A 25694-nucleotide genomic window follows, 5' to 3' on the forward strand; every position below is an offset into this window, starting at 1 on the left:
AAACGGGTGTTTAGGGAAGTTCGATGATAAGGCCTTCACCTTCCCGCAGCGAGACGGTTTCGCTCACGGATTCGTCTGCGCGGTCCAGTTGGGTCGAAAGCAGGACTCTGCCCTGTTCGCTCAGGCCGCTTAGAGCAAAGGTCTGCGGCCACGGGCTGAGATTCAGCACCACCAACAGCCGTCGCCGGTCATCCTGCCGCACATAGCACAGGAGATGATCCGTAGCGGCCACCGGCACGTAGCGGCCCGTGACAAACACCTCTTCTTTGCGGCGCAGGGCGATCAGTGCGCGGTATAAGGAGAGCGTGGAATGCGGATCCTGCATTTCGGCAGCCACATTCTGCGTGGCCGCATCCGCCGCCTGAAGCAGCCACGGCGTGCTTGTGGTAAAGCCTGCGGCGGGCCGCTCATCCCATTGCATCGGCGTGCGCTCGGGATCGCGCCCGAGGCCCAGGCCGGGCACATTTTTCTCGAAGGGATCCTGCACCGCTTCGGGCGGAATCGGCACGTCGTGCATGCCGATCTCATCTCCGTAATACATGGTCGGCGTGCCGCGCAAGGTCAGCAGCAGCATGGCCGCCACGCGGGCCTGCTCCGCGCTGGTGCGCGTGGCAATGCGGTGAGTGTCATGATTGCCCAGCACCCAGTTGGGCCAGCCGTAGGAGGGCAGCAGGGACTCATAATGCTGAATGGCCGCGCCAATCAGCCGCGCGTTCCACGGCAATTCGATCAATTGAAAATTGAAGGGCATGTGAATGCCTGCGCCACCGCCATAGTAGGTCATCAGCCGTTCGAGGGGCAGATAGACCTCGCCCACCATCATGCGGTCATCGTACTCATCGAGCAGCTTGCGCATCATGGCAATCACGTCGTGCACTTCGGGGCGGTCTGAGGTAAATGTGGCCAAAAATTCACGATGCGGCGATTGCCCCGGATGATACTCCGGATTGCGGGGGTTGTCGCGGAACTCTTCATCCTTGATCAGATGCCATACGACGTCGACGCGGAATCCATCGACCCCGCGATCCAGCCAGAAACGCAGCGCGTTCAGCATGGCCTCCTGCACGGCGGGGTTGCGCCAGTTGAGATCGGGCTGCTCTTTTAAGAAGGCGTGGAAGTAATACTGTCCGGTCGCGTCGTCGCACTCCCAGGCGCTGCCGCCGAAATTACTCAGCCAGTTGTTGGGCGGTCCGCCATCCGGCGCAGGATCGCGCCAGATATACCAATCGCGTTTGGGATGGGTCCGCGCGGAGCGCGATGCGATAAACCACGGGTGCTGATCGGAGGTGTGGTTCGGCACAAAGTCCAGCAACAGACGGATATGCATGCCGTGGGCCGTCGCGAGCAGGCGGTCGAAATCTTCCAGCGTACCGAACATGGGGTCGATGGCTGTGTAATCGGAGACATCATAGCCAAAATCGGCCATAGGCGACGGAAAGATGGGCGAGAGCCAGATGGCATCTACGCCCAGATAGCGCAGATAGTCCAGCCGCTGCAGGATGCCCGGAAGGTCGCCGATGCCGTCGCCGTTGGAATCCTGAAAGGAGCGCGGGTAAATCTGGTAGATGATCCCGCTCTGCCACCAGTGAAAGAGGTTGGGGTCGATCATGGGACCGGGCGCTTCACGGTCGGACGCTGCCCTTTGGGATGAATGTCCGACGGAAAACCGTTGGATGGCATGCCGGATGCTTTCGTTTCTCCGGCTGCGGGGAGTGAGCGATCCGCTTGCAGGCGCTGGGCACTCAACCAGACAAATCCGTAAGGCTCGAGCGTCACGCGCAGCGCATCACCGCGACCATCCGCCGCCGCTTCCCCCAGCACCGTGCTGAATGTGCTGCGGTCGAGCGGACCCAGCGGCAGTTCCGCCTGCTGCGGCTCAGAGCTGAGGTTGTGCGCCATGAGCAGGCCGCATTCGCGATTGTCCGAGCGGCTGGCAAACACGGCACGGTTGCCTGTTTCCAGAATCGCCTGGTTCTCGCCGATTTCCGGATGCTGCCGCCGCGTGAGCATCAGGCGCTGCATCCAGCAGAGCAGGGACTCGGGATCATGGGTCTGATCCTCCACATTCACTTTCCGGCAACCGAACGGTCCGTGCTCGATAACGGGGCGGATCAGACACTCGGGTTTGGCCGTGGTGAAGCCACCGCCCGGCCCGGCGGTCCACTGCATCGGCGAGCGCACACTCTCGCGTTCGAAGAGCGAGAGATCATCCCCCATGCCGATCTCGTCGCCGTAGGTAATCATCGGGCTTCCCCGCAGGGAAAACAGCAGGCTGTAGGCCATGCGCAAGCGGCGGAGGTCCCCATCCAGCATGGTGGCCACTCGACGGCGGATGCCGCGCTGATAGAGCTGCATGGACGGTTCCGGCGCAAAGATTTGCAGCACAAGGCAGCGTTCCTCCGGTGTCAGTTTGTCGAGGTTCAGCTCGTCGAGGTTGCGCAGGAAGTTCACCCATTGGGCATCGTCGGGCGCGGGGGGAATCAGCGACAGCGCTGCGGTCAACGGCGCGCTGTCTTCGGTTCCCAAGGCGAGGAACAGGTACTGGCTAATCAGGAAATTCAGCAGCGTATTCAAACGGCCGCTCTTGCCGAAGTAGTTTACCAATTGTGCCGGCGAAACGTTGGCTTCCCCCAGCAGCATCCCGTCGGGGATGCGCTCCTCGATCGCCTGCCGCATGATGTGCAGAATGGAGAAGGGATCTTCCGAGTTCTGCAGATAGCGTGTCCGCTTGTCGATCATCGGCCCGATGGCATCCAACCGGAACCCTGCCACGCCGAAGGAGGTCCAGAGGTGGATCAGGCGGCGCATCTCTTCGACGACATCGGGATTGGCGGTGTTCAGATCCGGCTGGAAGTGATAGAAGAGATGGTAGTAATAGGCTCCCGCGACCTCATCGTAGGTCCACGCGCTGCGCTCGGTGCCCGGAAAGGCATTCTCCCCGCCCGGCAGCACCGGTGGCGGAGTATTGCTCCATACGTAGTAATGGCGGTAGCGCGAATCGCGCGCGCGGCGAGCGGCCTGAAACCACGGATGTTCATCGGAGGTGTGATTGAAGGCCAGATCCGTGATGACCCGCATGCCCAGTTCCCCCGCGCGGTGCACCAGCTCGATGAAGTCCTGCAAGGTGCCCAGCCGCGCATCCACCGTGAGGTAATCGCAGATGTCATAGCCATTATCCCGCAGCGGCGACGGATAGAACGGCAGCAGCCAGAGGCAGGTTACGCCCAGCCGCGAAAGATAATCCAGCCGCGAGATCATGCCGCGCAGATCCCCGATGCCGTCGCCGTCGGAGTCCTGAAAGGACTTGACGTCCACCGCATAGATCAGCGCGTTCTTATACCAGAGGTCCGGCCGCGCGTTCATGGTGTTACCACGGAATAATTTTCTTGTCGTGCCAGAAGAGTCCGGTCTGATCGGGCGGCGCTTCGGTGGCCAGCCACACGGGAGTCTCCGCGCCTTTCTCCACAGAACGCGGCGCCATTGTGCCGCCCATGTCGGTGCGCACCCAGCCGGGATTGACCGCGTTGACGGTTACCCCCTTCGGCTTGAGCGCGATGGCAAGCTGGCAGGTGATGGCGTTCATCGTGGTTTTGCTGATGCTGTACACCGGCGCATAGGCGCTCATCCCGCGGCAGATCTGCCCTGCGCCGCTGGAGACATTGATCACGCGCCCGCCGTGCCGCAGCAACGGCGCCGCCGCCTGCGTGACATAGAGGCAGCCGAAGGCGTTGGTGCTCATCGTCTGGCTGAGAATGTCGGGCGCCACGGTGAGAATATTGTCGGCCTCGTCCAGCGAGATGCCCGCGTTATTCACGAGCACATCCAGCGCGTCCGCACTTTGCAGCAGCGTTTGAAAGGCGGCGTGGATCGAGCCGGTTTGCGACACGTCCATGCTCACGAAGCGCGCGTCCAGATTGCGCTCGCAGAGCGCTGCCGCCGCTTTTCTGCCGGCGGCTTCATCCCGCCCGCACAGCCACACCCGGAAGCGGCGCTGCGCGAGTTGTTGGGCGATTTCCAGGCCGATGCCCCGCGTCGAGCCGGTAATCAGAGCTGTTTTCATGGAAAGCATTCTCCCGCTCACGCGGCGCTGACAGAGTTGGACATGGACGCCGTGACGGCGCGGTGCGATCCCGGCACGGCGCGGAACGCGATGCTCAGCCGGTTCCAGCCGTTGATCGTCACCACCGCCAGCGTCAGATTCACCAGTTCCGAATCGTTGAATTGCCGGCGAGCTTCGGCATAGACTTCATCGGGCACGTGCCCAACGGTGAGCAGGGTCACGGCTTCGGTCCACGCCAGCGCGGCGCGTTCGCGGTCGGTGTAGAAGGTGGTGTGCCGCCAGGCGTCCAGTTCGTAGATTCGCTGTTCATGCTCGCCCCGCGCGCGGGCTTCCTTGGCGTGCAGGTCAATACAGAAGGCGCAGCCGTTCAATTGCGAGGCCCGGATCTTGATCAGATCCAGCAGCGATTTTTCCAGCCCGGAGTTGTTCACCTCCCTGTCCAAGACCAGCATGGCTTTGTAAACGTCCGGAGCTACCTTGTCATAATCAATCCGTGCGTGCATGTTCGCCTCATGGATTTGTGAGTAAGATGTTCGGTGGGGGCTATCCGATGTGTCTCGGCAGAGGGCAGACGGTGGGAGGAACACTCCTGATCAGACCCTATCAGAACGCGCCGCACTTCTCGGCAGAGTGCCGTGCGGGCACGTGCGCGGCGGTTTGTATACTGCGCGTTTTCTTCCACCATCCCGGCCCATCGCGATTCACCTATAATAAACTGCGCATCCGGCCCAATGTCTCCAGCGAATCGGCAGGATCATGCACATCCTGAAAAGAGAACGGGCGCGGTCAAAAACCGCGCCCGCCGGCAAGGGATCGTCTGTGTCACACCCTACGATGAAGCCGTTCGCGGCACTTCATCTTCGACCTGAACGGGTAAGGTAATGTGAAAGGTAGTGCCGCGGTTCTCGATGGTCTCGAAGGAGATCAAGCCTCCCATGCTCTCCACCAAGCTGCGGGTTACCGAGAGCCCTAATCCGAGGCCGCCGGTGGTCTCACCCTCCTTGGTGGTGAAGAACGGCTCGAAGATTCTCGACTGCACCTCTTCGGGAATGCCGCCGCCTTGATCCGCAATATCGAGGGCCAGAACGCTGCCGCGGAGAATGCACTCCACGCGCACGGTCGCGCCCTGCGGCGAGGCTTCGATGGCGTTCTGCAACACGTTAAACAGCACCTGCTTGAGCGAGTCGCTGTGAATCCGGACCGGCTTTCCGGCCCGCGCCGTCTCCTGCTCGACTTTAATGCCTTGCGAGCGGATGTTCCCTTGCAGCAGGATTACCACGTCTTGAATGGCATCCGCCGGCCGGATCACTTCCGGTTCTCGGCGCTCCGGACGGTAAAGTTCGAACATCTGGCGCACGATGCGGGCGATGCGGTCCAATTCTCGCTCGATGCGGTTGACGAACTCGAAGTGCTTGTAGTCTTCCGGAATGGCCTTCTTGACCAGCAGGAAGGAGTTCTTCACTCCGGCCAGGGGGTTGTTGATCTCGTGGGCGATGCGCGCGGCCATGCGGCCCACCGACACCTGCTTCTCGCTTTCCAGCCGCTGCCGCTCAAGCTTGCGGATCTGCGCCGTACGCTCCTCGATAATCCGTTCGAGTTCTTCCGAGTGCCGCCGGATCTGCTCTTCCGTCTTCTTGCGGTCGGTAATATCCTGCACCGCGCCGATCATCCTCTGCAGACGATGATGGTCGTCGAACACGATCACCGCGTGCTCCACAACAATGCGCATATCCCCGTCGGGCCGGAGGATGCGGTGCTCCACGGTGTAGGGCTCATGCAGGGCAATGGCGCGGTCTACCGCTTCCCGCACCAGATCGCGGTCGTCGGGGTGAACGTGTTCGAAGAACAGACTGTTGGTCACGTTGACGCCGCCGGGTTCATAGCCGAAGATGCGAAAGACCTCATCGGACCAATGCAGCGGATTTTCTGCCGTCGCATCCGAAGTGTTCGCGAATTCGAATTCCCACGCGCCGAGGTGCGTCATCTGCCCGGCCTGCGCCAGAATCGCTTCACTGCGCTGCAGGGCTTCTTCAGACTGTTTGCGTTCGGTGATGTCCGTGTGGGTGCCTACGACGCGCAGCGGCCGCCCGTTGCCGTCCCAGGCCACAACTTTACCGCGGTCCAGAATCCAGCGGTACTGTCCGTCTTTGTGCTTCATGCGGAACTCGGCTTCCACCAGAGCCTTGGTGCTGCGGGAGAGATTCTCCGTCGCCGCGAGGGCCGCGGCGCGGTCGTCCGGATGAATCAGTTCTTCGAGTGTGTGCCGGTTCTGCGGCAGTTCGTAGGGCTCGTAGCCGAGCATCGTATACCACGTGGGGCTGTAAAAGGCGCGATCGTTCTGCGGATCCCAGTCCCACATGCCGATCCGAGTGGCTTCGAGGCCGGCCATAAGACGCGCCTCGCTGACCCGCAGCGCCTCTTCCATTTGCTTGCGTTCGGTAATGTCCGTTTCCGTGCCCAGAATCCGCTTGGGGCGTCCCAGCCGGTCCCATTTCACCACCTTGGCGCGCATCAGTACCCAGCGGTACTCACCCGACTTGCAGCGCATGCGGTGTTCCAATTCAAAGCCCTTCGAACCGGGATTTAAAGCGTGCACCATGTCCTTGAGTGTGCCCGGCATGTCATCCGGATGCACCAGCTTCTGCCACGAATCGAAAGTCATGGAGAGTTCGTAGGGGGTGTAACCCAGCATGGTGTACCACTGCGGTGAGTAGTAGATTTCATTGGGCGGCTTCCATTCCCAGAAGCCGATGCGGTTGGCTTCAAGGGCGGTATTCAGCCGTTCCCGCGAGGCCGTCAGGGCTTCCTCGGCTTCCTTCAGATCGGTGACGTCGCGTCCCACGCAGATGGCCGTGTTCCGCTTCCCATGCTCATCGGCCACGGCGGTGTTGCGCCAGGAGAGCCAACGCCAGCCGTCGGTGGTCATGGTGCGGGCTTCGATCTCGCTGCGGAACGCCGGCGGCTCAAAGGTCTTCTGCCACGCTTCGTCCACACGCGTCTGATCGTCGGGGTGGATTTCCGGCACGTACCTTGTATCGAGAACCTCTTCTTCGGTCTTACCTACCAATTTCAGGTAATTGGAATTGACATACAGCCGACGGCCATCACGGCTCATCCGCGCCACCATGTCCGTCTGGTTCTCCACGAGGAACTGATAATCTTCCTTGGCCTTGCGCAGGTCCTCTTCCGCGCGTTTGCGTTCGGTGATATCGCGGTACGCGGACACATACCCCGCAATTCTCCCGTCCGCCGCCCGCAGCGCCGCAGATTGAACATGTGCGGTAAACGCCGTGCCGTCCGGATGCCGGAATCCGGATTCGAACTCCACGGTCCGTCCCGCCGCCAGATCATCGGCGATAGCCTCGCGTTCTTCCGCCGTGTGAGAAGACGGAATCACATCAAAGGCGTACTTGCCTATCGCCTGGCCGGCTTTTATGCTGAAGAGGTCTTCGGCGGCGCGGTTCCATGTTGTAATATGGAAGACCGGATCCACCGCCACGATGGCGTCGCGTACACGGTCCAGTACAAAGGCCTGGTGGACGCGATCTTCTTCAGCCTTATGGCGGTCGGTAATGTCGCTGACCGTCAGCACCGCCAGCAGCAGCTTGCCTTGGTCATCCCGCACAAGGGTGCCGGCGTAGCTGAAGACCCGCTGCCAGTCGCTGCCGACCCGCGAAATCCGCAGGTCCCAGTCCCGCAACGGCTCTCCGCGCAAGATGCGGGACAGGGGCCAATCCTCGAAGAACACCGGCGTGCCATCCATCTCCCGCAGTTCGAATACGCGGGTGAACTCCGGCAATCTGCGCCGCGCTTCCTCGAGAGTCTCATAGCCATGCATATCCAGCGCGGCACGGTTCCACTCGATGAGGTTGCCCTCAAGATCCGAGACAATCACACCTTCGGCAAGCGTGTCGATCACGGTGCGCAGTTGGGCTTCGCTGCGCCGCAGCGCCTCATCGGTCCGCCGCCGATCATAAATTTCCTCTTCAAGCTGCGCGTTCAATTCTTCCAGATCGTTGTTGAGCTGACGGAGACGTTCCGCGCGGTCGGCCAACTCCTCTTCGGCCTGCTTGCGCTGGGTAATGTCCCGGGTTACGATCACGGCGAGGATCTGCGTGCCGTCTTCTTCGAACACAGGCTGGCCGCTGAAGCTGAAATACCACTCCTGCCCGGTGTCGGTACGTCGCGCGCGCAACTCCCGTTCACTCACGGTTCTCCCGCGCAGCACATGGGAAACCGGCCAGTCTTCCAGCGGCAGCGGCGTGCCGTCCAGACTCATGATCTGGAACACCGAAGCAAAGTAATCCAGATTCTTTTTCATCTCATCGGGACTGTTGTACCCGCACATTTTGGCTTCGGCCTTGTTCACCAGCCGGAAATGGCCCTGCATGTCCGTGACCACGATGCCGTCATCCACCGACTCGAACACCGCCTCAAGCTGCGCCTGCTCGCGGACGGCACTCTGCACCGCCCACCGCAGAGCCTCTTCCATTTCTTTGCGCTGGGTGATTTCACGGTTCACCTGCATAAAGGCGATAGGAGCCCCGTTGTGGTCGCGCTGCACTGCCCAGCGGCTGGTAACCACCAGCTTGCGGACGTCCCGCGTGATGTCCGTAATTTCGACTTCGTAACTCCCCTCGCGCAGGACCCGTTCTTTGATCTCGTCATAAGGAACAGTGGTCTGCGCCATCAACAGTTCGTGCACCACCTGTCCGAGCGCTTCCTCGCGCGTCCAGCCGTAGAGCCGCTCGGCGCCGCGATTCCAATAGATGCAGCGGTCTTCCAGATCCCTTACGATAATCGCGTCGTCTTCGAGATCGAACAGATCCGCTTGATGCCGCAGCGACTGCTCCATCTGCTTTCGCGCGGTTATGTCGCGGTTGATTTGCAGAAAGGAAACTTCCTGCTCATCGTTGCGACGCAAGGTCCAGCGGCTGGCCGTAGTAATACCGCGCCCATCCTTGGTATATTGTTCCAGTTCGCAGCTATAAGATCCGGCACGCAATAGTTCGGCTTCCAGATCGCCAAAGGACTCCGGAAACTTCGTGTGGAGCAGTTCATACGCAATCTGGCCCACCGCTTCGCCGGCGGTGAACCCGTACGTGTGCTCCGCGCCCTGGTTCCAGTAGAGAATCCGGTCCTTGTCATCGCAGACCAGAATCGCGTCTTCGGCCAGGTCCAGCAGTTCGGCCTGATCGCGCAGCATGTCGGTCACTTCCCGCCGCCGGCGCATCTCGCGGCGCAGCCGCTCGTTGGCGGACACCAGATCGTCGTGCGCATCGCGCAATTCTTCTTCCGTGCGGTGCGCGGCGGTGATATTCACCGACGCCGTCAACAGGCCCGTCACGTTCCCTTTGGAATCTTTCTGCGGCTCGATGATCACATTATGGTATGTGATCCGCTTGTTGAAGATCAGCTTGATCTCATCGTGCACCCGCTCGCCGGTTCGAATCACCTGCGACTTCAGGTCTATCAGCTCTTTTCCGCCGTTCGCCCCAAACAGCTCCTCATCGGTTTTGCCGATAATCTGCTGGGCATCCGAGATCGGCGACACCGGATTGAACACCGACACGTAGCGCAGATCTTCGTCCTGCCGCCAGACGGTGACCGGAGAATTTTGCAGCGCCAGCCGCAGCGTCTCCGCGTCGAAGGCCGGGGCCTCTGCCGGCGGGGGCGGCGGGGTTTCTATGATTTCTTCGAGGCGGGGATGCTTGCCCACCGCGCGCCGCAGCGCGTAGGACAGCAGGCCGCAGGCCGCCTGCTGGCGCGAGACCACGTCGAAGGCTCCCGCTTCGAACAGTTCTATCGTGCGCGCGCAGTCATCGTGGGCGGCCAGCACGACCACCTTGCCGGTCCTGGCCGCCGAATTCAGCAGTTCGAGCGCATCGCAATCGGAAGAATCACGAATCACGACCAGATTATACGACGTTCCGCTGCTGAGAAGACCTTGCGCCTCGCGGGGACGCATCGTGGTCAACTTAGCTTGAGGTGCTCCCGCTTCCCGCAGCGCCGTCTGCAAACCGCGGATTCCCGAATCTTGTTCGGCGACTGCCAGCGCGGTGAAGGGTTCTGCGGGAGCGTCTTTCGTGTGTGACTTTCGTGACATAAGGCGATTTTTTAGATAGGGTATGACAGAGAAAAAGGCGGCTAACGCTACATCAGCTGCGCCACCGCCCCCGGCTCTACTGCAAGTATTCGGATTCAGCCCAGATGGTGCGGATGCGGCGGATACTCGCGCACGGATGCGTAAGTGAGATCAAGGTGCTGGATGATTGCTGGGTCACGTCACGCAAAATGACTTCTGCGCACGTTCCGGAGCAATTCATAGTATGCAACCACATTAATTTAGGACACGCGCGTAGGAAAAGCAAGTTGCTTCCGAATTAATTTTCCATCTCAGCGGGAGCAGGAAATTTATTTGGAAAAATTCAATTTCTAAGGGTGCGTCTCTCGCCAAGTCAAACCGCCGCATTGTCGGCATATTCCGGAAGATGCGAGCCCTTGATATTTGAACGTGTGCCTCTGCGATCAAGTTGCCGAGCCGAACGGAGCCTTAGGCATCTTAAGAGGTGACTTAGTTTATCTAACCTCATCTACCTGTATGGCTATCGAAAAGAAGATCCTTCTTGCCGATGCTCCACTTTGCTTCTGCTGGAGGATCACAGTTGATCCTAATCTGTTCGGAGTAGACGGGGCCTTCGTTGAAAAAAGAAAGACCGGCCCTCTTTGGGCCGGTCTTCACAATCTCGCTGCAAAAAAGCGTCAGATTCGCTTGGTCTGCTTCAGCAGCCGTTCCATCTCGTCCACCAGTTCGGACAGCTTCTTCATGGTGGCATCCACCGGAGCAGAGGTGCTCATGTCGACGCCGGCGTCCTTCAGCAGGTCCAGCGGGTACTTTGAGCTGCCGCCGGACAGGTAGCCGATGTAGGCTTCCCGCGCGCCCTTCTCGCCCTTCAGCACCTTCTGCGAGAGCGCCTGCGAGGCACAGTAGCTCGTGGCATACTTGTAGACGTAGAAATTACGGTAGAAGTGCGGAATGCGCGCCCACGTGTAACCGTATTCCGGATCGAGCACCACGCTGTTGCCGTAGTAGGACTTCAGCGTTTCAATGTACATCTGCGACAGGCTCTCGGCGGTCAACGGTTCGCCCGCTTCGGCGGCGCGGTGCATCTTCAGTTCGAAGTCGGCGAACATCACCTGCGTGATGACCGTTCCGCGAATGTTGTCGATGTACTGGTTGATCAGGTACAGGCGCTTGGCGGGATCCTTCTCCTTCTTCAGCAGATAATCCATCAGCAGCGCTTCATTGAAGGTCGACGCCACTTCGGCGTTGAACAGCGTGTACTGGCTGTAAGCGTAGGGCTGGTACTTGTTGCTGTGCCACGTGTGCATGCTGTGGCCCATCTCGTGCGCCGTGGTGAACATGTCGTCGAGCTGGTTATTGTAGTTCAGCAGCATGTACGGGTGCGCCATGTAGCTGCCCCAACTGTACGCGCCGTCGCGCTTGGCCTTGGTTTCATAGACGTCGATCCAGCGGCTGTTGAAGCCGACCTTCATCGGCTCGACATAATCCTTGCCCAGCGGAGCCATAGCCAGTTCGATGGTCTTCACGGCGTCGTCATACTCAACGTGCTGCTTGGTCTCGGGGATCAGCGGCGCAAACATATCGTAGAAGTGAATCGAATCCAGCTTGAGGGCGCGGCGGCGCAGATCGGCATAGCGCTGAATGGTCGCCGTGTTCTTCTTCACCGTCTCGATCAGATTCAGGTACACGGTGGTGTCGATGTTGTCATTATCCAGCGCGGCCTGCACGCAGGAATTATAGTGGCGCGCGCGGGCATAGAACAGATCGCCGGCAATGTTGCCGGTCATCAGCGCGGCTTCGGTGTTCTCATACTGCTTGTAGGTGTTCAGCATTCCGATGGCGCAGTCGCGGCGCACGCGGGCGTCGGAGGAACGCAGCAGCATGCCCATGCGGCCTTCGGAAAGCTGCACGTCGTTGCCCTGCTCATCCTTCATCGTGGGAAACTTGATATCCGTCACACGTAACGAGGTGTTGGCGTTGACATAGCCGCCGGCGGTCTCGCCGGACAGCGCCAGCAGGCGCTCTTCGACGGGGCTCAGCGTGTGGGCGCGGGTGCGAAAAGCGTCGTCGACCTTGTGGCGGTAGAGCGCCAGATCCGGCTTGCTCTTGTACCAGCTCTCCAGCGTGGCCGTAGGAATGGATACCAGTTCCGGTGTGAACCAGGACATGGCCTCGCCGATCTTGGACTGGACACTGCCCAGACGGTCCTTCATGCCGGTGTACTTCTGCACGCGGGTATCCTGATCATAAGCCAGACCGGAATAGACCTGCAGGTTGTCGATCAGTTTGCCGGCAGCTTCGGCGGCCTTGTAAAAGCCCAGCAGATCGTCCGGCGACTTGCTGACTTTGCCTTCGAAACCCTTGAGGGTCGGGACCATAGCCTCGACCGTCTTCAGATCCTTGTCCCAGTCGGCGTCCGACTTGTACAGCGCGGACAGATCCCACTTGTACTTGTCCGCGACTTCCGACCGCTCCTTGAGTTCCTGTCCCGTGACCGGCAGGGACAGCATCACGACAAGAAGTGCGCTCAAAACGAAGCCAAACAACAGATGCGGTGCTTTAGGGTGTTGAAATTGTCTCATGTTCACTCTCCGGAGTGGCAAATAGGGGAAATATGGAAGGAAGAAGCGGGTGAAGAAGGCGTGCAGGCAAACGGGGTTGCGGGGCTTTTCCTGACGCAGGGGATCTATGCTTTCAGACGGCGGGGCAAGCGATTTGTTTCGCCGGAATGATGCCTAAGATACGCTCTTTTTGGGTGGAAAACACACGGTGGAGCTTGGGGCAAATCCCCCATCTGGTTTCTTTGACCTCCGGGTCTTTGAATCTAAAGTTCAGTAAAGACAGCATCCTACATCCGGGCACCGGAGTTGCCTTGAGGAGGATACCGCTCACGGCCAGCTTGTGCACTCCCCGCAACTTATTTGAGGGTGACGATCCCGATGAAATGCCTCTATACCGCCACCATCCTCGCGCTACTTTTTTGCGGGATCTTGTCCGTCCTTGCCATGCCGCCCCATCCGGATCTGATGAAACGGATCGAAAGCGGCGCCATTCCCACACCCTACTACTTGCAGAATGAAACGGCGTTGCGGGCTGCCGGCGTGGACGCTCCCCGTACGGCGGCAGCGTTCCTGAACCGGACGGGCCGTCATCCCCTCGACGAGAATTTGAATATTCTGGTCCTGTTGCTTGATTTCAGCACCAAAGGGCATCAGGCGGCTCCCAGCGCCTTCGACAACCTGTTGTTCGGCGGCCAGACCGGTTCGCTGAACAATTTCATGTCCGAGACCACCTATGGCAACGTAACCATCGTGACGCTCAACATGCCCAGTGCCGTCGGTTGGCTGCGCGCTCCTCAAACCTACGCCTATTACGTGAACGGTCAGAATGGCTTCGGAGCCTATCCCCACAACGCGCAGAGGATGGTGGAAGACGCCGTGGCCCTGGCCGATCCGTTTGTGGATTTTTCTCCCTACGACAATGACGGCGACGGCTACGTCGATGCGCTGTTTGTCATTCACTCCGGACCCGGCGCGGAGTTCACAGGCAGCAGCAACGACGTCTGGTCACATGCCTGGAGCGTCAGCACACCGCAGACCGTGGACGGCGTGCAGGTGTGGGGCTATTCCTCCGAGCCGGAGTACTGGCAGGCCAACGGCGACATGACCTGCGGCGTTTATGCCCATGAGATGGGCCATGCCGCTTTCGGTCTGCCCGATCTCTATGACACGGGGAACGATTCGCAGGGCATTGGCCGCTGGAGCCTGATGGCGTCCGGATCGTGGAACGGCAACCTGGGCAATTCTCCGGCACACTTCGATGCCTGGAGCAAACTGAGGATCGGTGTGGTCACCCCGACTCCGGTAAGCAGCACGATGATTGGCGCGTCGATTCCCGCGGTCGAGAACGATCCAACGGTTTATCGCATGAACATTTCCGCCCAGCAGTATATGCTGGTGGAGAACCGCCAGCCTGCGGGCTATGATGCGTCGCTGCCCGGAAGCGGACTGATTATCTATCACGTTGACGACGCCGCAGGGAACAACAACGCCCAGTGGTATCCGGGCCACACCACCAGCGGCCACTATCGTGTGGCGGTGGAGCAGGCCGACGGCCTCTGGGAACTGGAGCACAACATCAACCGGGGAAACTCCGGCGACCCCTTCCCCGGTTCGACCAACAAGAGGACCTTTGACGACGCCAGCACGCCGAACTCCCGGGACTACGCCGGCACGTCCACGGGATTCTCCGTGCGCAACATCAGTAATTCCGGCGCGGTGATGACCGCCGACCTGTATCCTGTTCCGGCGCGTACCATAACGCTTACCACGCCCAATGGCGGCGAGACATGGTACAGCGGCGATGCCGACACCATTCGCTGGACCGCGGGCAATCTGACCGGCAACATCAAGATCGAAGTCAACTACGCCTATCCCAGCTACGCATGGAACGTCATCACCAGCGGCACGCCCAACGTCGGCTGGTATCGCTGGGTGGTCGGTCCCGGAATCAGCGCCAATGCCCGCATCCGCGTCACCAGTGTCAGCTACTCGCTGGTGGGTGATACCAGCGCTGCCAACTTTGCGACCGACCAGCGCAGCGTCTGGATTTCCAATCCCGCCACCAATGCCGTGTGGCTGACGGGCGATGTGGACACCATCACGTGGACTTCCGCCAACTTCAGCGAAAACCTCCGCATCGAAGTGAACCGCGCGTACCCGACAGGAAGTTGGACGACCGTCGCCGCCAGCGTGCCCAATGGCGGCGCCTATGTCTGGACGGTTACCGGACCGGCGGGAGCGTCATCGCGGCTGCGCATTCGGGGTGTCACGCACCCGGCATCCTGCGACACGTCCAGCGCCTTCTCCATCGGCGTGCGCAGTATCACGGTCACCAGTCCGAATACGGCGCTCACGTGGGTCATGGGTGACAGCACCTATGTCCGCTGGACATCGGCGAACATGTCCGAAAACGTGAAGATCGAACTGAAGCGGATGTATCCCACGGGCGTGTGGGAAACTCTGGCCGCATCGGTGCCCAATAGCGGTCAGTGCATTGTGGTGCCGACGGGAACCTTGTCCACCACGGCGCGGCTGCGCATCACGGGGGTCACTCACCCCAGCGTGGGCGATACATCCAACGTGAATTTCATCCTGGGCCAGCGCAGCATTCACGTGACTCTGCCGAACACCGCCGGCACCTGTCTGATCGGCGGTGTGGACACGGTCAAGTGGACCACGACCTGCATGACCAATGAGCCCGTGGCGATTCAGTTCAACTACGACTACCCCAACGGCCCGTGGAACGTGCTGAACGCCAACGCCGCCAACACAGGCCGGTACCCGTGGCTGGTGAGCGGGCCGGTTACGCCCAACATGCGGGTGCGAATTCTGGCGGCGGCGCATCCTGCCATCGGTGACACCTCCGATGCGGACATCGCACTCGCCGTTCCGTCCCTTGCGTTGACGTCGCCTGCCGGTGGAGAGACGTGGTACGTCGGCGATGCCGATACCATTCGCTGGATCTCGCAGAATCTAACGGAAAATGTAAAGCTCGAAATCAACCGTACCTATCCGGCGGGCGCGTGGACCACACTGGCCAGCAGCGTGGCGAACACCGGCTGGTACCGCTGGGTGGTTACCACCGGCGACGCGGCTGCCGCCCGAATGCGGATCAGCGCCGTGGCGCACACATTCGTCAAGGACACATCCAATGCCTTTGCCATCGCCGCGCGTTCGATTACCCTGATCTCGCCCAATACCGCAGTTACGTGGCTGACGGGTGACACGGCGACGATTCAGTGGAGTTGCACCAATCTGCCGGATGACAGCGTGAGGATCGAAATCAATCGCGCCTATTCCAGTGGATCGTGGGTGGCGCTGGCGACACGCGTCCCCAACAATGGATCGTATCGCTGGGTAGTCACCGGGCCGACGACCACCACCGCGCGGATTCGCATCAGCGGCGCGGTGCACACCAACACGTCTAAATTCTCGGCGGCAAACTTCACCATCGGCACGCGGCGTCTTACCGTGACCGCGCCCAACACGGCGGTGACATGGAGCACCGGCACGCTCTATTCGATCACCTGGACGTCGACCTATATGACCGACAGCGTCAAGATCGAACTGAACCGCGCCTATCCATCCGGTGCGTGGGAGACCATTGCCGCGCGCGTTCCCAACAACGGCCTCTACCGTTGGACCGCCGGCGGCGCCGCATCCACCACGGCACGGATGCGGGTCAGCGCAACCGCGCGCACCGGCATCGGCGATACGTCGAATGTCAATTTCATCATCCGCATCGTGGGCGCGCCTCCCCGCTTCCTCGATGTGACCGACGGTTCCCAAGTGCCCACGGAGTTCGGCCTGGCTCAGAACTATCCCAATCCCTTTAACGCAACCACGGAGATTACCTTTGATTTGCCTGTGACATGCCGCGTCGAACTGAAAGTCTTCGACATGCTCGGGCATGAAGTCACCACCCTGACCGATCAGATGCAGCCTGCGGGACGGTTCCGCGTGATGTGGGACGGTTTGACGGCCCGCGGCGCCCTCGCCGCCACGGGAACGTATCTCTACCGCATGCGCGCCGGAGACTATGTGGTCACCAAAAAGATGATACTGCTTAAGTAGGAGACCGCTACTCCCTTATGACGCCAAAGGCCGGTGCATGTGCGCCGGCCTTTGCGTTCATGGTATGTACGATCTCACCGCCGTTACTCCATAGGCAGCGTAATCGTAAACATGCTTCCCGCGCCGGGAGTGCTCTCGACCTCCACATGGCCTTTGTGCGCCTGCGCAATGTGTTTGACAATGGCCAGTCCCAGCCCCGTGCCGCCCAATTTGCGGCTCCGCGCTTTGTCCACGCGGTAGAACCGCTCGAACAGCCGCGGCAAATGTTCCGCACTGATGCCCACACCGTGATCGCGCACCACAATTCGCGCGCTGTTCCCGGCGCGGTACAGGTCCACCTCAACCTCCTGATGCTCCTCGCTGTACTTGATGGCGTTGTCCAGCAGATTGACGACCGCCTGTTCGAGCAGCGTCGCGTTGATCGGCGCGGTCAGTTCCTCGCAACGGCCCATGCGCAGCGCAATCCGCCGCTCTTCGGCGAGGGGAAAGCAGGCGGTCACCGCCGAGCGCACCACGTCGGCCACGCTTCCCGGCGTGGTCTTCACATCCGATTGCCCGGTATCCCGTTCGATACGCGAGAGATTGAGCAGATCGTCGATGATGGCATTCAGGCGGTCCACGTTGCGGCTGATGCGTTCCAGAAAGGTTCGCGCATAATCCTTGTCTTCCAGCGCGCCTTCCCGCAGCGTCTCCACAAAGCCTTTGATGGTGGTGATAGGCGTTTTCAATTCATGGGAGACATTGGCCACGAATTCGCGCCGCAATCCTTCGAGTTGCCGCAGGCGCGTGATGTCATTCAGCACCACCAGCACGCCCGGCTGCGTTCCGTCGGGACCGCGCAGCAGACTCCCGCTGACCTGCAGCACATGATTCGCGCGCGACGGCAGACTGATTTCCCGCGGCGCGGGCATCTCCTCTTCAGTCAGCGTGCGGCGGATGAACTGCTGCAATTCGCTGCTCCGCACGTACTCCTGCAACAGCCGTCCCTTGGCTCTCTCGCGATCCGCGCCCAGCAATTCCTCCGCCGCCGGATTCATAAACAGAATGTGCTCGTCCCTGCCGACGGCAATCACGCCCTCTCCCATGCTGGCCAGCACAGCGTCCTGTTCGTTGCGCTGCGTGGTCAGTTCGCGGATCTTCGCGTCCAGCTCTCTTGCCATGTGGTTGAGCGTCTCGGCCAGCGAAGCCAGCTCCGCGCTGTCCGGCAGATCCAGCGTGTGGGAAAAATCTCCGGTCGCATAGCGCCGCGCACCGTCCACCAGAGCGACGATGGGCCGGCTGATCCGGCGGGACAGCAAATAGGTGATCAGCGCCGCCATGACCGCAACACCGATTACGCCGAGAATGATTCGCTCGATCATGTCGCTTAGCGCCTCGTCAAACGAGGTCAGCGGCAGCGCCGCGCGCACCACGCCGACGATTTCCGTGCCTCGCCGCACCGGCAGCGCAAAGTACATCATGTTCTGCCGCATCGTGGCGCTGAAGCGCACGTCGAACTCCGGCTCGCCGCGCAGCGCCGTGTGCACCTCCGGATGTGACGCGTGATTCTCCATCAGACGCGGATCCGCGTCCGAATCGCCCAGCACGCGACCGTCCGGGCCGATCATCGTAATGCGCGATCCGGAAATGTCCCGCAGCGTCAGACACAACCGCTGCAGACTGTCTGCTTCGGTGGCCGGAAAGGTCGGCGGCAAATCGCGCATCACCAGCCGCGCGCGCAGTTCCAGATCCCCGCGCGTATGCTGCAAGAAAAACTCCCGCAGACTGTGCGTGGCAAACCATCCCGTGGCAAGAACCGCCAGCAGGGTGATCGCCAGATAGGGTGGTGCCACCTTCCAGAGAAGCCGCTTCCTGCTCATGCCGCCGATTCCTTCACTAGTAGCGCCGCATGACTCTTCGAAATCTTTAATGTCTGTTCTTCACGCAATCCGGCCTGCCGCGCAACCTGCAGTGTCCGGCTCCACGCCGCTGCATTTACATGCCCCGACGGTTCGGCCAGCAGCATCCGTCCTCCCGTTTTGAGAACCGCAAACGCTTCGCGAAAGAAGCTCTCCATATCCGGCAACTCGTGCACCACGGCAAAGGCGAGCACAATGTCCACCTGTCCGGCAACGTCGTCAATTCCCAAGCGAGCGCCGTGCGCCACCCGCGGCATGATGCGTTCAGAAAGTCCTGCCTTGCGAGCCCGGCGCTCCAGTGCGCGCAGCATCTTCGGCTGCACGTCCACCGCAATCACCCGTCCTGAGGGGCCGGCAAGCCGCGCCAGTTCCAGCGTAAAGTAACCCATTCCCGGCCCCGGCTCCAGCACGGTCATGCCATCTTTGACATGCGGCGCAAGCAGCCGACGTGGCTCCTGCCAAAGGCGGCGCAATGGCGAGATCAGAGCATATCCAAGCCACCACGGGCAAATCATATGTTCGGGCATAGTCCTCTCCCTTTAGGCCAAGCCAAATAGAAGTCGTTCACGCCTGCTCCAAACTCCTTATACGCAGGGGCGGCCAGCCTGGCCGCCCCTGCGTTTGTTCACCAAGATTTCGAGGATCAGGCCTCCGGACTCGGTTTATCCCTCATCCTTCCGCCTTCATCCTTCATCCTTACTTCAAGAGCATCATCTTGTTCATGGCCGTGTAGTTGCCCGCCGTCATCTTCACAAGGTAAAGACCCGAAGGAAGATTTCCGGCGTCGAAGCTGACCTGATACCGGCCCGCCGCATACTTGCCGTTGACCAGCGTCGCCACTTCCTGGCCCATCACATTGTAGACGATGATGTTCACCTGACTGTTCTGCGGCACGTCGAAGGGCAGCAACGTCGTCGGGTTGAAGGGGTTCGGATAGTTGGCGTGCAGGGCAAACTCCGTCGGCAGCAGGCCGGGGAGTTGGTCCACCGACAGCACGTTCATATCCACCTGCACCAGGAACGGACTGCCCGGCGCATTGCACAGCACCCGCATGGTGGTGTGGTACTCGTTGGGCTGCATCGTACCGGGCGATGCCGTTACGGTGATCGTCGCACTCTGGTTCGGATCTACCGTACCGCTGGCCGGATCGCTGCTGAGCCAGTTCACGCTGTCCAGCACCTGGAAGCTCAGCGGGCAGTTGCCTCCGGCATTCGTGATCGAGAAGGTCTGCGGCTGCGTCTGGAAGCGGCGCACCACAAACGTCAGCGAACTGACCGAGAGCGTGGCATTGGGCGAACGCAACGACAGATCAATCGTCGTATTGACATTCGCTTCCACCACGACGCCAGTGCGCACCGAATCGCAATGCGTGGCGTGACGGTAATGCACCGTGTACGTGCCCGGATCCACCGGCAACTGGTACGCGCCGTTGGCATCGGTCAGAACAGTGTCTACACCGCCGGTCGCCCACACCTGCGCACCAATCAACGCGGGATTGCTGCCACCGAGATGACGCAGCGTGCCGTTGATCGCCTGGCGCGGGCCGCCCCAGAATTGAACCGCATTGTCGCCCGGCGTGAACGGTCCGGTGTCCGTGCACCGCAGGCTGACACCGTCGGATCCATCGGCATTTTCCACGCCGATGACCGCGTTGGTGTTGCCCATCGTACCGTAATTGAGCGTTACGCCGCCGTTCGCATCGAGGATGATCTGGAAGTTGAAGTTCGGGCTACCGCCATAGTGGGGGCAATTGTCCCAACTGACGATGAACCGCTGATTGGCCGCATCCGCGTAGTACTTGCACTGCCCCGAGGTCGGAAACAGGTCCGTCGCGAAGGCGAACACCACGCCGTTCGGCGTAAACGTGCTCGGGATACAAGGCGGATAAAGGGTCACGCTCTGGTCGCCGAAGGTGATGAAACCATTCGAGCAGACATTGACCTGATTGTACGTCTGGCCGTAGTAGGGGAAGGCGAAGCCCAGATCGTAGGGGCCGCTCATGATGTCGTCACCCTGCGCGGCCACGGTGCCGTTCGTGGTGATGTCTACCCACTGCAGTTCCACCGAATGCCACGGGCTGACCACCGAACCGGAGCCATCCGCGCCCGGACCTTCATTGGGCACTTCGTCAATCCCCTTTACCGTCCAGGTGTAGATCGTCATCGGATCGGGCGGGGTATCAATATAGGAATGCACTCCCGGGGCAACCGGCGTCGGGGTAATCAATGTGCCGTCGCGATAGATGCGAATGCCGGCAAGGTCCGTGCAGGGCGATCCATCAACGTTGACTGCCGGATCGGCCCACGTGATGTGCATGCCGGTCGTCCCGGAAGCCTCAACCAACACATTGGTCGGAGCGTCCGGAGCCATATTGCACATCATGGTGACGCTGTTCGAAGGCGGCGACAACAGGTTGTCATCATACCGCGCCTTAATCATGTAGGTGTGATTCTGATTCTCGGCCACGCCGGTGTTGTCATAGGTCAGAACGCCGGGCAGCGTCGAGTCGATCGCATCAGGCTCATTGTCACGGAAGACCAGGTAGCGGGTAATTTCATCGAGCATGCGTCCACCGCGGCCGCGCGAGGATGATTCCGCCGCGCGTGCGATGGGAGCGTGCGGACCAACCGCCGAATTCATCCGCTGGGCAACTTGCCACGCCGGATGGGAAAACGGCGCCCGCGTCTCATCGGGAGTATGCGAGTACTGGTCCTTCTTGTCCGTGGTTGCGCTGACGCCAAGGGCGAGACCCGGAGCCGCAACCTTGGCGGCGGCGGGTGCGGTCAATGCCCTCACCGAAGCCGGCGTCTTGGCTAAGAAACCCTTCACCGTCTCGGTTTTGCGCGCCGCCATCGGAGCCCGGCTCACGGCGACGTCGCTGCGAACCGTGATGCCGCTTTCCACGGCGGCGGTAACATGTGCCGAGAGCATGGGGACAGAAAGCAGTTCCGGTTCCCACGCATTCCACGACTGGCCATCGTAGCTGTAGAAGAACGTGTTGGTGATGAACGGAGTCTGCATTTCGCCGCCGAGACACACGGAGTGACCCGTCGTCTGCCGGATGCCGACATAGAACGTGCCCTTGTCCACGGTGACCGGCGCGTCCAGCGTGTACTCATGCATTGCGTTCAACGGCTCTTCCACCGTGGCATGAATCGTCGCCAGCGGCGTGAAGCTCGGGTGTCCGGTGCCGTCATCGGCAAATACACCCAGTTCAAATGGCGTACCCGGAGTCGCCAGGCGAGTCAGATACGCCCGGATGGCCGTCACGGTCTGCGGGGCCGTTCCCGGATAGCGGGCAACCATCCAGCCGTAGGGCGGCGTCGCGCCCCACCAGCCGATGCCTTCCACTTCATTCACGCCATTGTCATACATCAGGTTGGATGCCAGAACATCCGTGGGCGAGTTCCACGCCAGATGAATGTGGCTGTCGAAGGCGCCGTCCGCCGTGAGGTTGATCGGCGCAAGGTGACCATAAGGATTGGTTACGGTGTCGGACAGCATCGACTCGCACCAGGGCGGAGCCAGCATGTTGGTATCTACCGCCGTGATCACATAATTGTACACGCCTGCCACCGTCAAGGTGTCGAGCACATACTGCGTCGTACGGCCCCAGATGTTGTAGCGGAAGGTGAAAGCACCGTCCGTGGTCAGCTTGCGGTACAGCTTATATCCGTCCACCATCGTGTCCGGAGACATTGCCCAATGCAGGCTGTCGACGTTCCGGGCCGTAATCACGGTGCCTGTCAGGCTTGCCGGAGCCGGCGGAGCCGAACGGCGCATGGTGATGTTCGCGCCCGTGTAACCCGTCGAATCGGGAATCACGATGGTGATCGGCGTCGGATCGTAACCGGCGAGGGTTCCGGTGATCCGGCGGTTGCCGATCTGCACCAGGCTTATTGTGTAATCGCCGCCGGCATTCGGATGGGTGTTGGGGCTGAACTGGCCGTTGGCCGTCACGGTCACCGCCGCCACGCTGCCATGTCCGCCGCTGAGGGTCACATGTCCGCTCACCGGTCCGTAAATCAGATCGCCGCCCCAGAATTCGACGGCATTACCGCCGCCGGGGGTGAAGGAGCCCGCGGTATGGCACCACAGGTTGGTACCAGCGGTTCCCGTCGCATTTTCCACACCAAGCACGGCATTGACATCGGCCATCTCGCCGTACTGCATTTTGATGCTGCCGCTCGGCTCGAGGATCACCTGGAAGTTGTAGGGACCGCCCTGGCTGAAATGCGGGCAGTTGTCCCAACTCACGATGAAACGTCCGTTAGCGGCATCTGCGTAATACTTGCACTGGCCTGCTGTCGGATACAGGTCCGTATTGAAGACGTAGACCACGTTGTTCGGCGCAGCGGTATTTAGCGGGCAAGGCGCGCCCAGCGTGTTGTTCTGGTCGCCGAAGGTGATGAAGCCGTTGGAGCAGATCCGCACCTGCGTATAGGGATTTCCAAAGTAGGTAAAGGTGAAGCCAAGGTCAAAGGGACCGTCGTTGAAGTCGTCCCCCTGCGCCGCGACCGTGCCGTCTGTGGTAATGTCCACCCAATCGTAATCCGCTTCCCGCCACAGCGAGTCACCCACCCAGAACGAGGTGCTGGCCGCGCTGCTGAGATACGTTCCCGCCTTGGCGCGCGCATAGTAGGTGTTGGGACCTACCGGCTGGCTGGGCAGAGAAATCGTCTGAGCGCCCGGGGCCACGTGGCCGATCTGCGAACCCGGCTGGAGGTTGCCGCGGAAAATCACCACGCTGTCCGGCGTGAACGGGTTGTTATTCGTGTCATGATCCGGATCCGTCCACGTGAGCGTCACCGTATTCCGGTTCGACGTCCCCTGGAAGTTGGTGACGGAGCGCGGGATGCCGTCGGGCGGCGTGGCGATGCCCCAGATGGTCATGTCATCGAAGAAGAAGCCGGGATAGCCGCTGAGATAGGATCCAAACGTGAAGCGGAACATCGGCGTCTGGCCCAGATACTGCCCGATGGGTATGACGACATACTGCCAATTGGCACCCGCTTCAGTCCAGGCCGAGTCACCACTCACACCGGTACAGGTATTGAAGGTGTAAATAGGCTGAGTGAAATAGCTGGGCGAGGGCTGCACATTTTCCCACGTGACGCCGCCATCGACGCTGACCTTGAAATTGACGCCGTCGTAGGGTCCCCACGGATACATGCTCCACCATGCCCAGAACTCGACCGTGGCGTTGTTGCTGGTTACTGCCAGACCGGGATCCAGATCCAGATGATTGCATTGATTACCCGTATAGTTGGCGTCCATGCCCGTGCCCCACATATTGGAGCCGCTGTGCGGCTGGGGAGCGGTAGCATTTGTCGGCGCGCCCCAACTCCATCCGCCATCGGAGGTCCAGCCGCCGTTGTCCACGTCAAAATCGTTCGCATATCCCGGAGTGCCGACGACCACTGTCCGGCTGACAGGACCGCTTAGCCAGGTGCCCGCTTTGGCCCGGACGTAATACGTAATATTGCCCTGCGACTCGGTAACACTGAATGTCTGCGCCCCGGCCGCCACGTGCCCGATTTGCGAACCGGGCTGGCTGTTGCCGCGATAAATCAGAATGCTGTCTGGAGTGAGGGGGTTGCCATTTGTGTCATGGTTCGGATCAACCCAAGTCAGTGTGACGTTGGCGCCATTCACTGAACCCTGCAGATTCGTCACCGGGTTCGGAAGTCCATCCGGCAAAGCAAACCAGATGGCGCGTTCCGCTTCCAGCGGGCGAACCGTATTGCCATCGGTATAGCAGCGGTACGGAAGATTGGTGGTCGTCGCCGCATTCTGAATACCGACCGTGCCCATAATCGCACCACCCGCAAGGGTGACCGTATTGTACTGAATTTTGATCCGGCCACTATTGAACAGGATCACTTCGAACTTCATGCTCGAGCCAGTGTAGGTCGAGTTAAAGAAGCCAATAGAATCATACTCAATAACGGTATACGTGCCGAAGTTCTTGTACGCGACCACGTCATTGCCCGTGGCGTCGCCGCCGCGCTGCAAATGCATGTCATAGGCGCACGGCATAACCGCCGCGCCCCAAATCGTCTGCGGAATGCAGCTATAGTAACTGCTGGCGCTGCACGTGCCGAACTCGATCATACCATTGCTGGTGGGCGTAAAATTCTGGTAGCTCGCGCCATAGAATGGGAAGTCGAATCCGATCGGAGCCGCGGCACTGGCGCAGCCGTCATCATAGCTCTGCCAACCCGTGATCCACGTCGCATCAGCATCCCCGCGAAGTTCAATCCAGTCATAGGTCGCGGTGTCACCGCCCAAGTTGTCTACAAAGGCGTAGCCGAAGGCATCCGGACCACCCTGATCATCCAGCGGATGACCCGGACCGCGCGGCTGCAATAGGCGCGCTTCCTCCGCAAGGGCCATCTTCTCCTGATTAGAAAGCGATAGCCCGTTCAGATTCTTCTCGTGGGCGGCGGCTAAGACCTCCGCTCTCTGCATTGCCATATCCGGCGCTTGAACCGCTCCTTTGCCAAGCAAGACCTCTTTGCCCGCACTCCCTTTCCCTGCGGTGCCGGCGGAAACCAATCCTCCAGCCAGCACGATTAGGGCGAGAGCACTGATCCAAATTCTTCCAAGTGATCTCATCGCTGTCTCCTCTTTCTTGATACCCGGTTTATCTGCATTCAAGGTTTGACATGCTTCGCGGGCCGCACGGGCCGGCGATTTCCGAAACCTCTCTGGTCCAAATCGCTGCAAAAGTGCTGCGAAAACGGGTACGCGCTGTCATCACACTCATAGCAAGGTCGTCTGGTCGCACAATAGTCTTATGAACTCGGTTTGGCACGGTCGTTCATAGAACAGAATATAACGCACTTTTTCCGTACAAGTCAAGGAATCGCGCTACTTTCCGTAACATTGTCCACCCCTCTACTACCCCGCCAGACTCCCCGCGGCAAAAACCCACAAACTCCGCGACCAACTGCCCGCTCTGCCCAAGCATCTCGCTGCCCATTCACTTTGCCAAATCCTATCTCGCTGCTTAT

11 protein-coding genes are annotated in these 25694 nt (G+C 60.4%); 2 read left to right on the forward strand and 9 right to left on the reverse strand.

Annotated elements, in window-relative coordinates:
* Nucleotides 1-10: 10 nt before the first annotated feature.
* From VGL38_11660 to VGL38_11675, 4 genes are read right to left on the reverse strand one after another with little or no spacing between them, the layout of a single operon-like run.
* A complete protein-coding gene (locus tag VGL38_11660; protein ID HEY3296083.1) occupies nucleotides 11-1609 on the reverse strand; it encodes an alpha-amylase family glycosyl hydrolase in 1599 nt (532 codons plus the stop codon).
* Nucleotides 1606-3363 carry an alpha-amylase family protein gene (locus VGL38_11665; protein HEY3296084.1) on the reverse strand — a complete coding sequence of 586 codons (1758 nt, stop codon included), beginning with the start codon at nucleotides 3361-3363 and terminating at the stop codon, nucleotides 1606-1608. Before VGL38_11665 ends, VGL38_11660 begins: the two co-directional genes overlap by 4 nt.
* Before the next feature lie 4 nt (nucleotides 3364-3367).
* Entirely contained in the window at nucleotides 3368-4060 is a 693-nt protein-coding gene (locus VGL38_11670; protein HEY3296085.1) for an SDR family NAD(P)-dependent oxidoreductase, read from the reverse strand.
* A gap of 17 nt (nucleotides 4061-4077) precedes the next feature.
* Nucleotides 4078-4563 carry a carboxymuconolactone decarboxylase family protein gene (locus VGL38_11675; GenBank protein HEY3296086.1) on the reverse strand — a complete coding sequence of 162 codons (486 nt, stop codon included), beginning with the start codon at nucleotides 4561-4563 and terminating at the stop codon, nucleotides 4078-4080.
* A gap of 17 nt (nucleotides 4564-4580) precedes the next feature.
* Here VGL38_11675 and VGL38_11680 point away from each other — a divergent pair, with 17 nt between their 5' ends.
* The gene (locus VGL38_11680) at nucleotides 4581-4829 is read left to right on the forward strand and encodes a hypothetical protein (GenBank protein HEY3296087.1); all 249 of its coding nucleotides are present in this window, start codon (nucleotides 4581-4583) and stop codon (nucleotides 4827-4829) included.
* 60 nt (nucleotides 4830-4889) lie between these two features.
* Here the strand turns inward: VGL38_11680 and VGL38_11685 are convergent, their stop codons facing one another.
* Complete coding sequence (locus VGL38_11685; GenBank protein ID HEY3296088.1) at nucleotides 4890-10166, reverse strand: PAS domain S-box protein; 5277 nt, start codon at nucleotides 10164-10166, stop codon at nucleotides 4890-4892.
* Between the two features lie 656 nt (nucleotides 10167-10822).
* Nucleotides 10823-12727 (reverse strand): oligoendopeptidase F, encoded by a 1905-nt coding sequence (pepF, locus tag VGL38_11690; GenBank protein HEY3296089.1) that lies wholly within the window; start codon nucleotides 12725-12727, stop codon nucleotides 10823-10825.
* 357 nt (nucleotides 12728-13084) lie between these two features.
* On the opposite strand from pepF, the gene VGL38_11695 reads away from it, so the two are divergent.
* On the forward strand, nucleotides 13085-16780 hold the full coding sequence (locus VGL38_11695; protein ID HEY3296090.1) for a M6 family metalloprotease domain-containing protein: 3696 nt from the start codon (nucleotides 13085-13087) through the stop codon (nucleotides 16778-16780).
* Between the two features lie 83 nt (nucleotides 16781-16863).
* Here the strand turns inward: VGL38_11695 and VGL38_11700 are convergent, their stop codons facing one another.
* The 3 genes from VGL38_11700 to VGL38_11710 form a co-directional block, all read right to left on the reverse strand.
* On the reverse strand, nucleotides 16864-18639 hold the full coding sequence (locus VGL38_11700; protein ID HEY3296091.1) for an ATP-binding protein: 1776 nt from the start codon (nucleotides 18637-18639) through the stop codon (nucleotides 16864-16866).
* Nucleotides 18636-19205 (reverse strand): class I SAM-dependent methyltransferase, encoded by a 570-nt coding sequence (locus tag VGL38_11705; GenBank protein ID HEY3296092.1) that lies wholly within the window; start codon nucleotides 19203-19205, stop codon nucleotides 18636-18638. Before VGL38_11705 ends, VGL38_11700 begins: the two co-directional genes overlap by 4 nt.
* Before the next feature lie 169 nt (nucleotides 19206-19374).
* Complete coding sequence (locus tag VGL38_11710) at nucleotides 19375-25149, reverse strand: carboxypeptidase regulatory-like domain-containing protein (GenBank protein ID HEY3296093.1); 5775 nt, start codon at nucleotides 25147-25149, stop codon at nucleotides 19375-19377.
* Nucleotides 25150-25694 lie beyond the last annotated feature (545 nt).

This window comes from bacterium, assembly GCA_036504735.1.
Classification (GTDB): Bacteria; Electryoneota; RPQS01; order RPQS01; family RPQS01; genus DASXUQ01.

What these genes read in the sequence shown, in the direction of transcription:
- VGL38_11665 (HEY3296084.1), bottom strand. Translation starts at nt 3,363, where the DNA reads ATGAACGCGCGGCCGGACCTCTGGTATAAGAACGCGCTGATCTATGCG.
- VGL38_11660 (HEY3296083.1), bottom strand. Translation starts at nt 1,609, where the DNA reads ATGATCGACCCCAACCTCTTTCACTGGTGGCAGAGCGGGATCATCTAC.
- VGL38_11695 (HEY3296090.1), top strand. Translation starts at nt 13,085, where the DNA reads ATGAAATGCCTCTATACCGCCACCATCCTCGCGCTACTTTTTTGCGGG.
- VGL38_11675 (HEY3296086.1), bottom strand. Translation starts at nt 4,563, where the DNA reads ATGCACGCACGGATTGATTATGACAAGGTAGCTCCGGACGTTTACAAA.
- VGL38_11710 (HEY3296093.1), bottom strand. Translation starts at nt 25,149, where the DNA reads ATGCAGAGAGCGGAGGTCTTAGCCGCCGCCCACGAGAAGAATCTGAAC.
- VGL38_11685 (HEY3296088.1), bottom strand. Translation starts at nt 10,166, where the DNA reads ATGTCACGAAAGTCACACACGAAAGACGCTCCCGCAGAACCCTTCACC.
- VGL38_11705 (HEY3296092.1), bottom strand. Translation starts at nt 19,205, where the DNA reads ATGCCCGAACATATGATTTGCCCGTGGTGGCTTGGATATGCTCTGATC.
- VGL38_11670 (HEY3296085.1), bottom strand. Translation starts at nt 4,060, where the DNA reads ATGAAAACAGCTCTGATTACCGGCTCGACGCGGGGCATCGGCCTGGAA.
- VGL38_11700 (HEY3296091.1), bottom strand. Translation starts at nt 18,639, where the DNA reads ATGAGCAGGAAGCGGCTTCTCTGGAAGGTGGCACCACCCTATCTGGCG.
- pepF (HEY3296089.1), bottom strand. Translation starts at nt 12,727, where the DNA reads ATGAGACAATTTCAACACCCTAAAGCACCGCATCTGTTGTTTGGCTTC.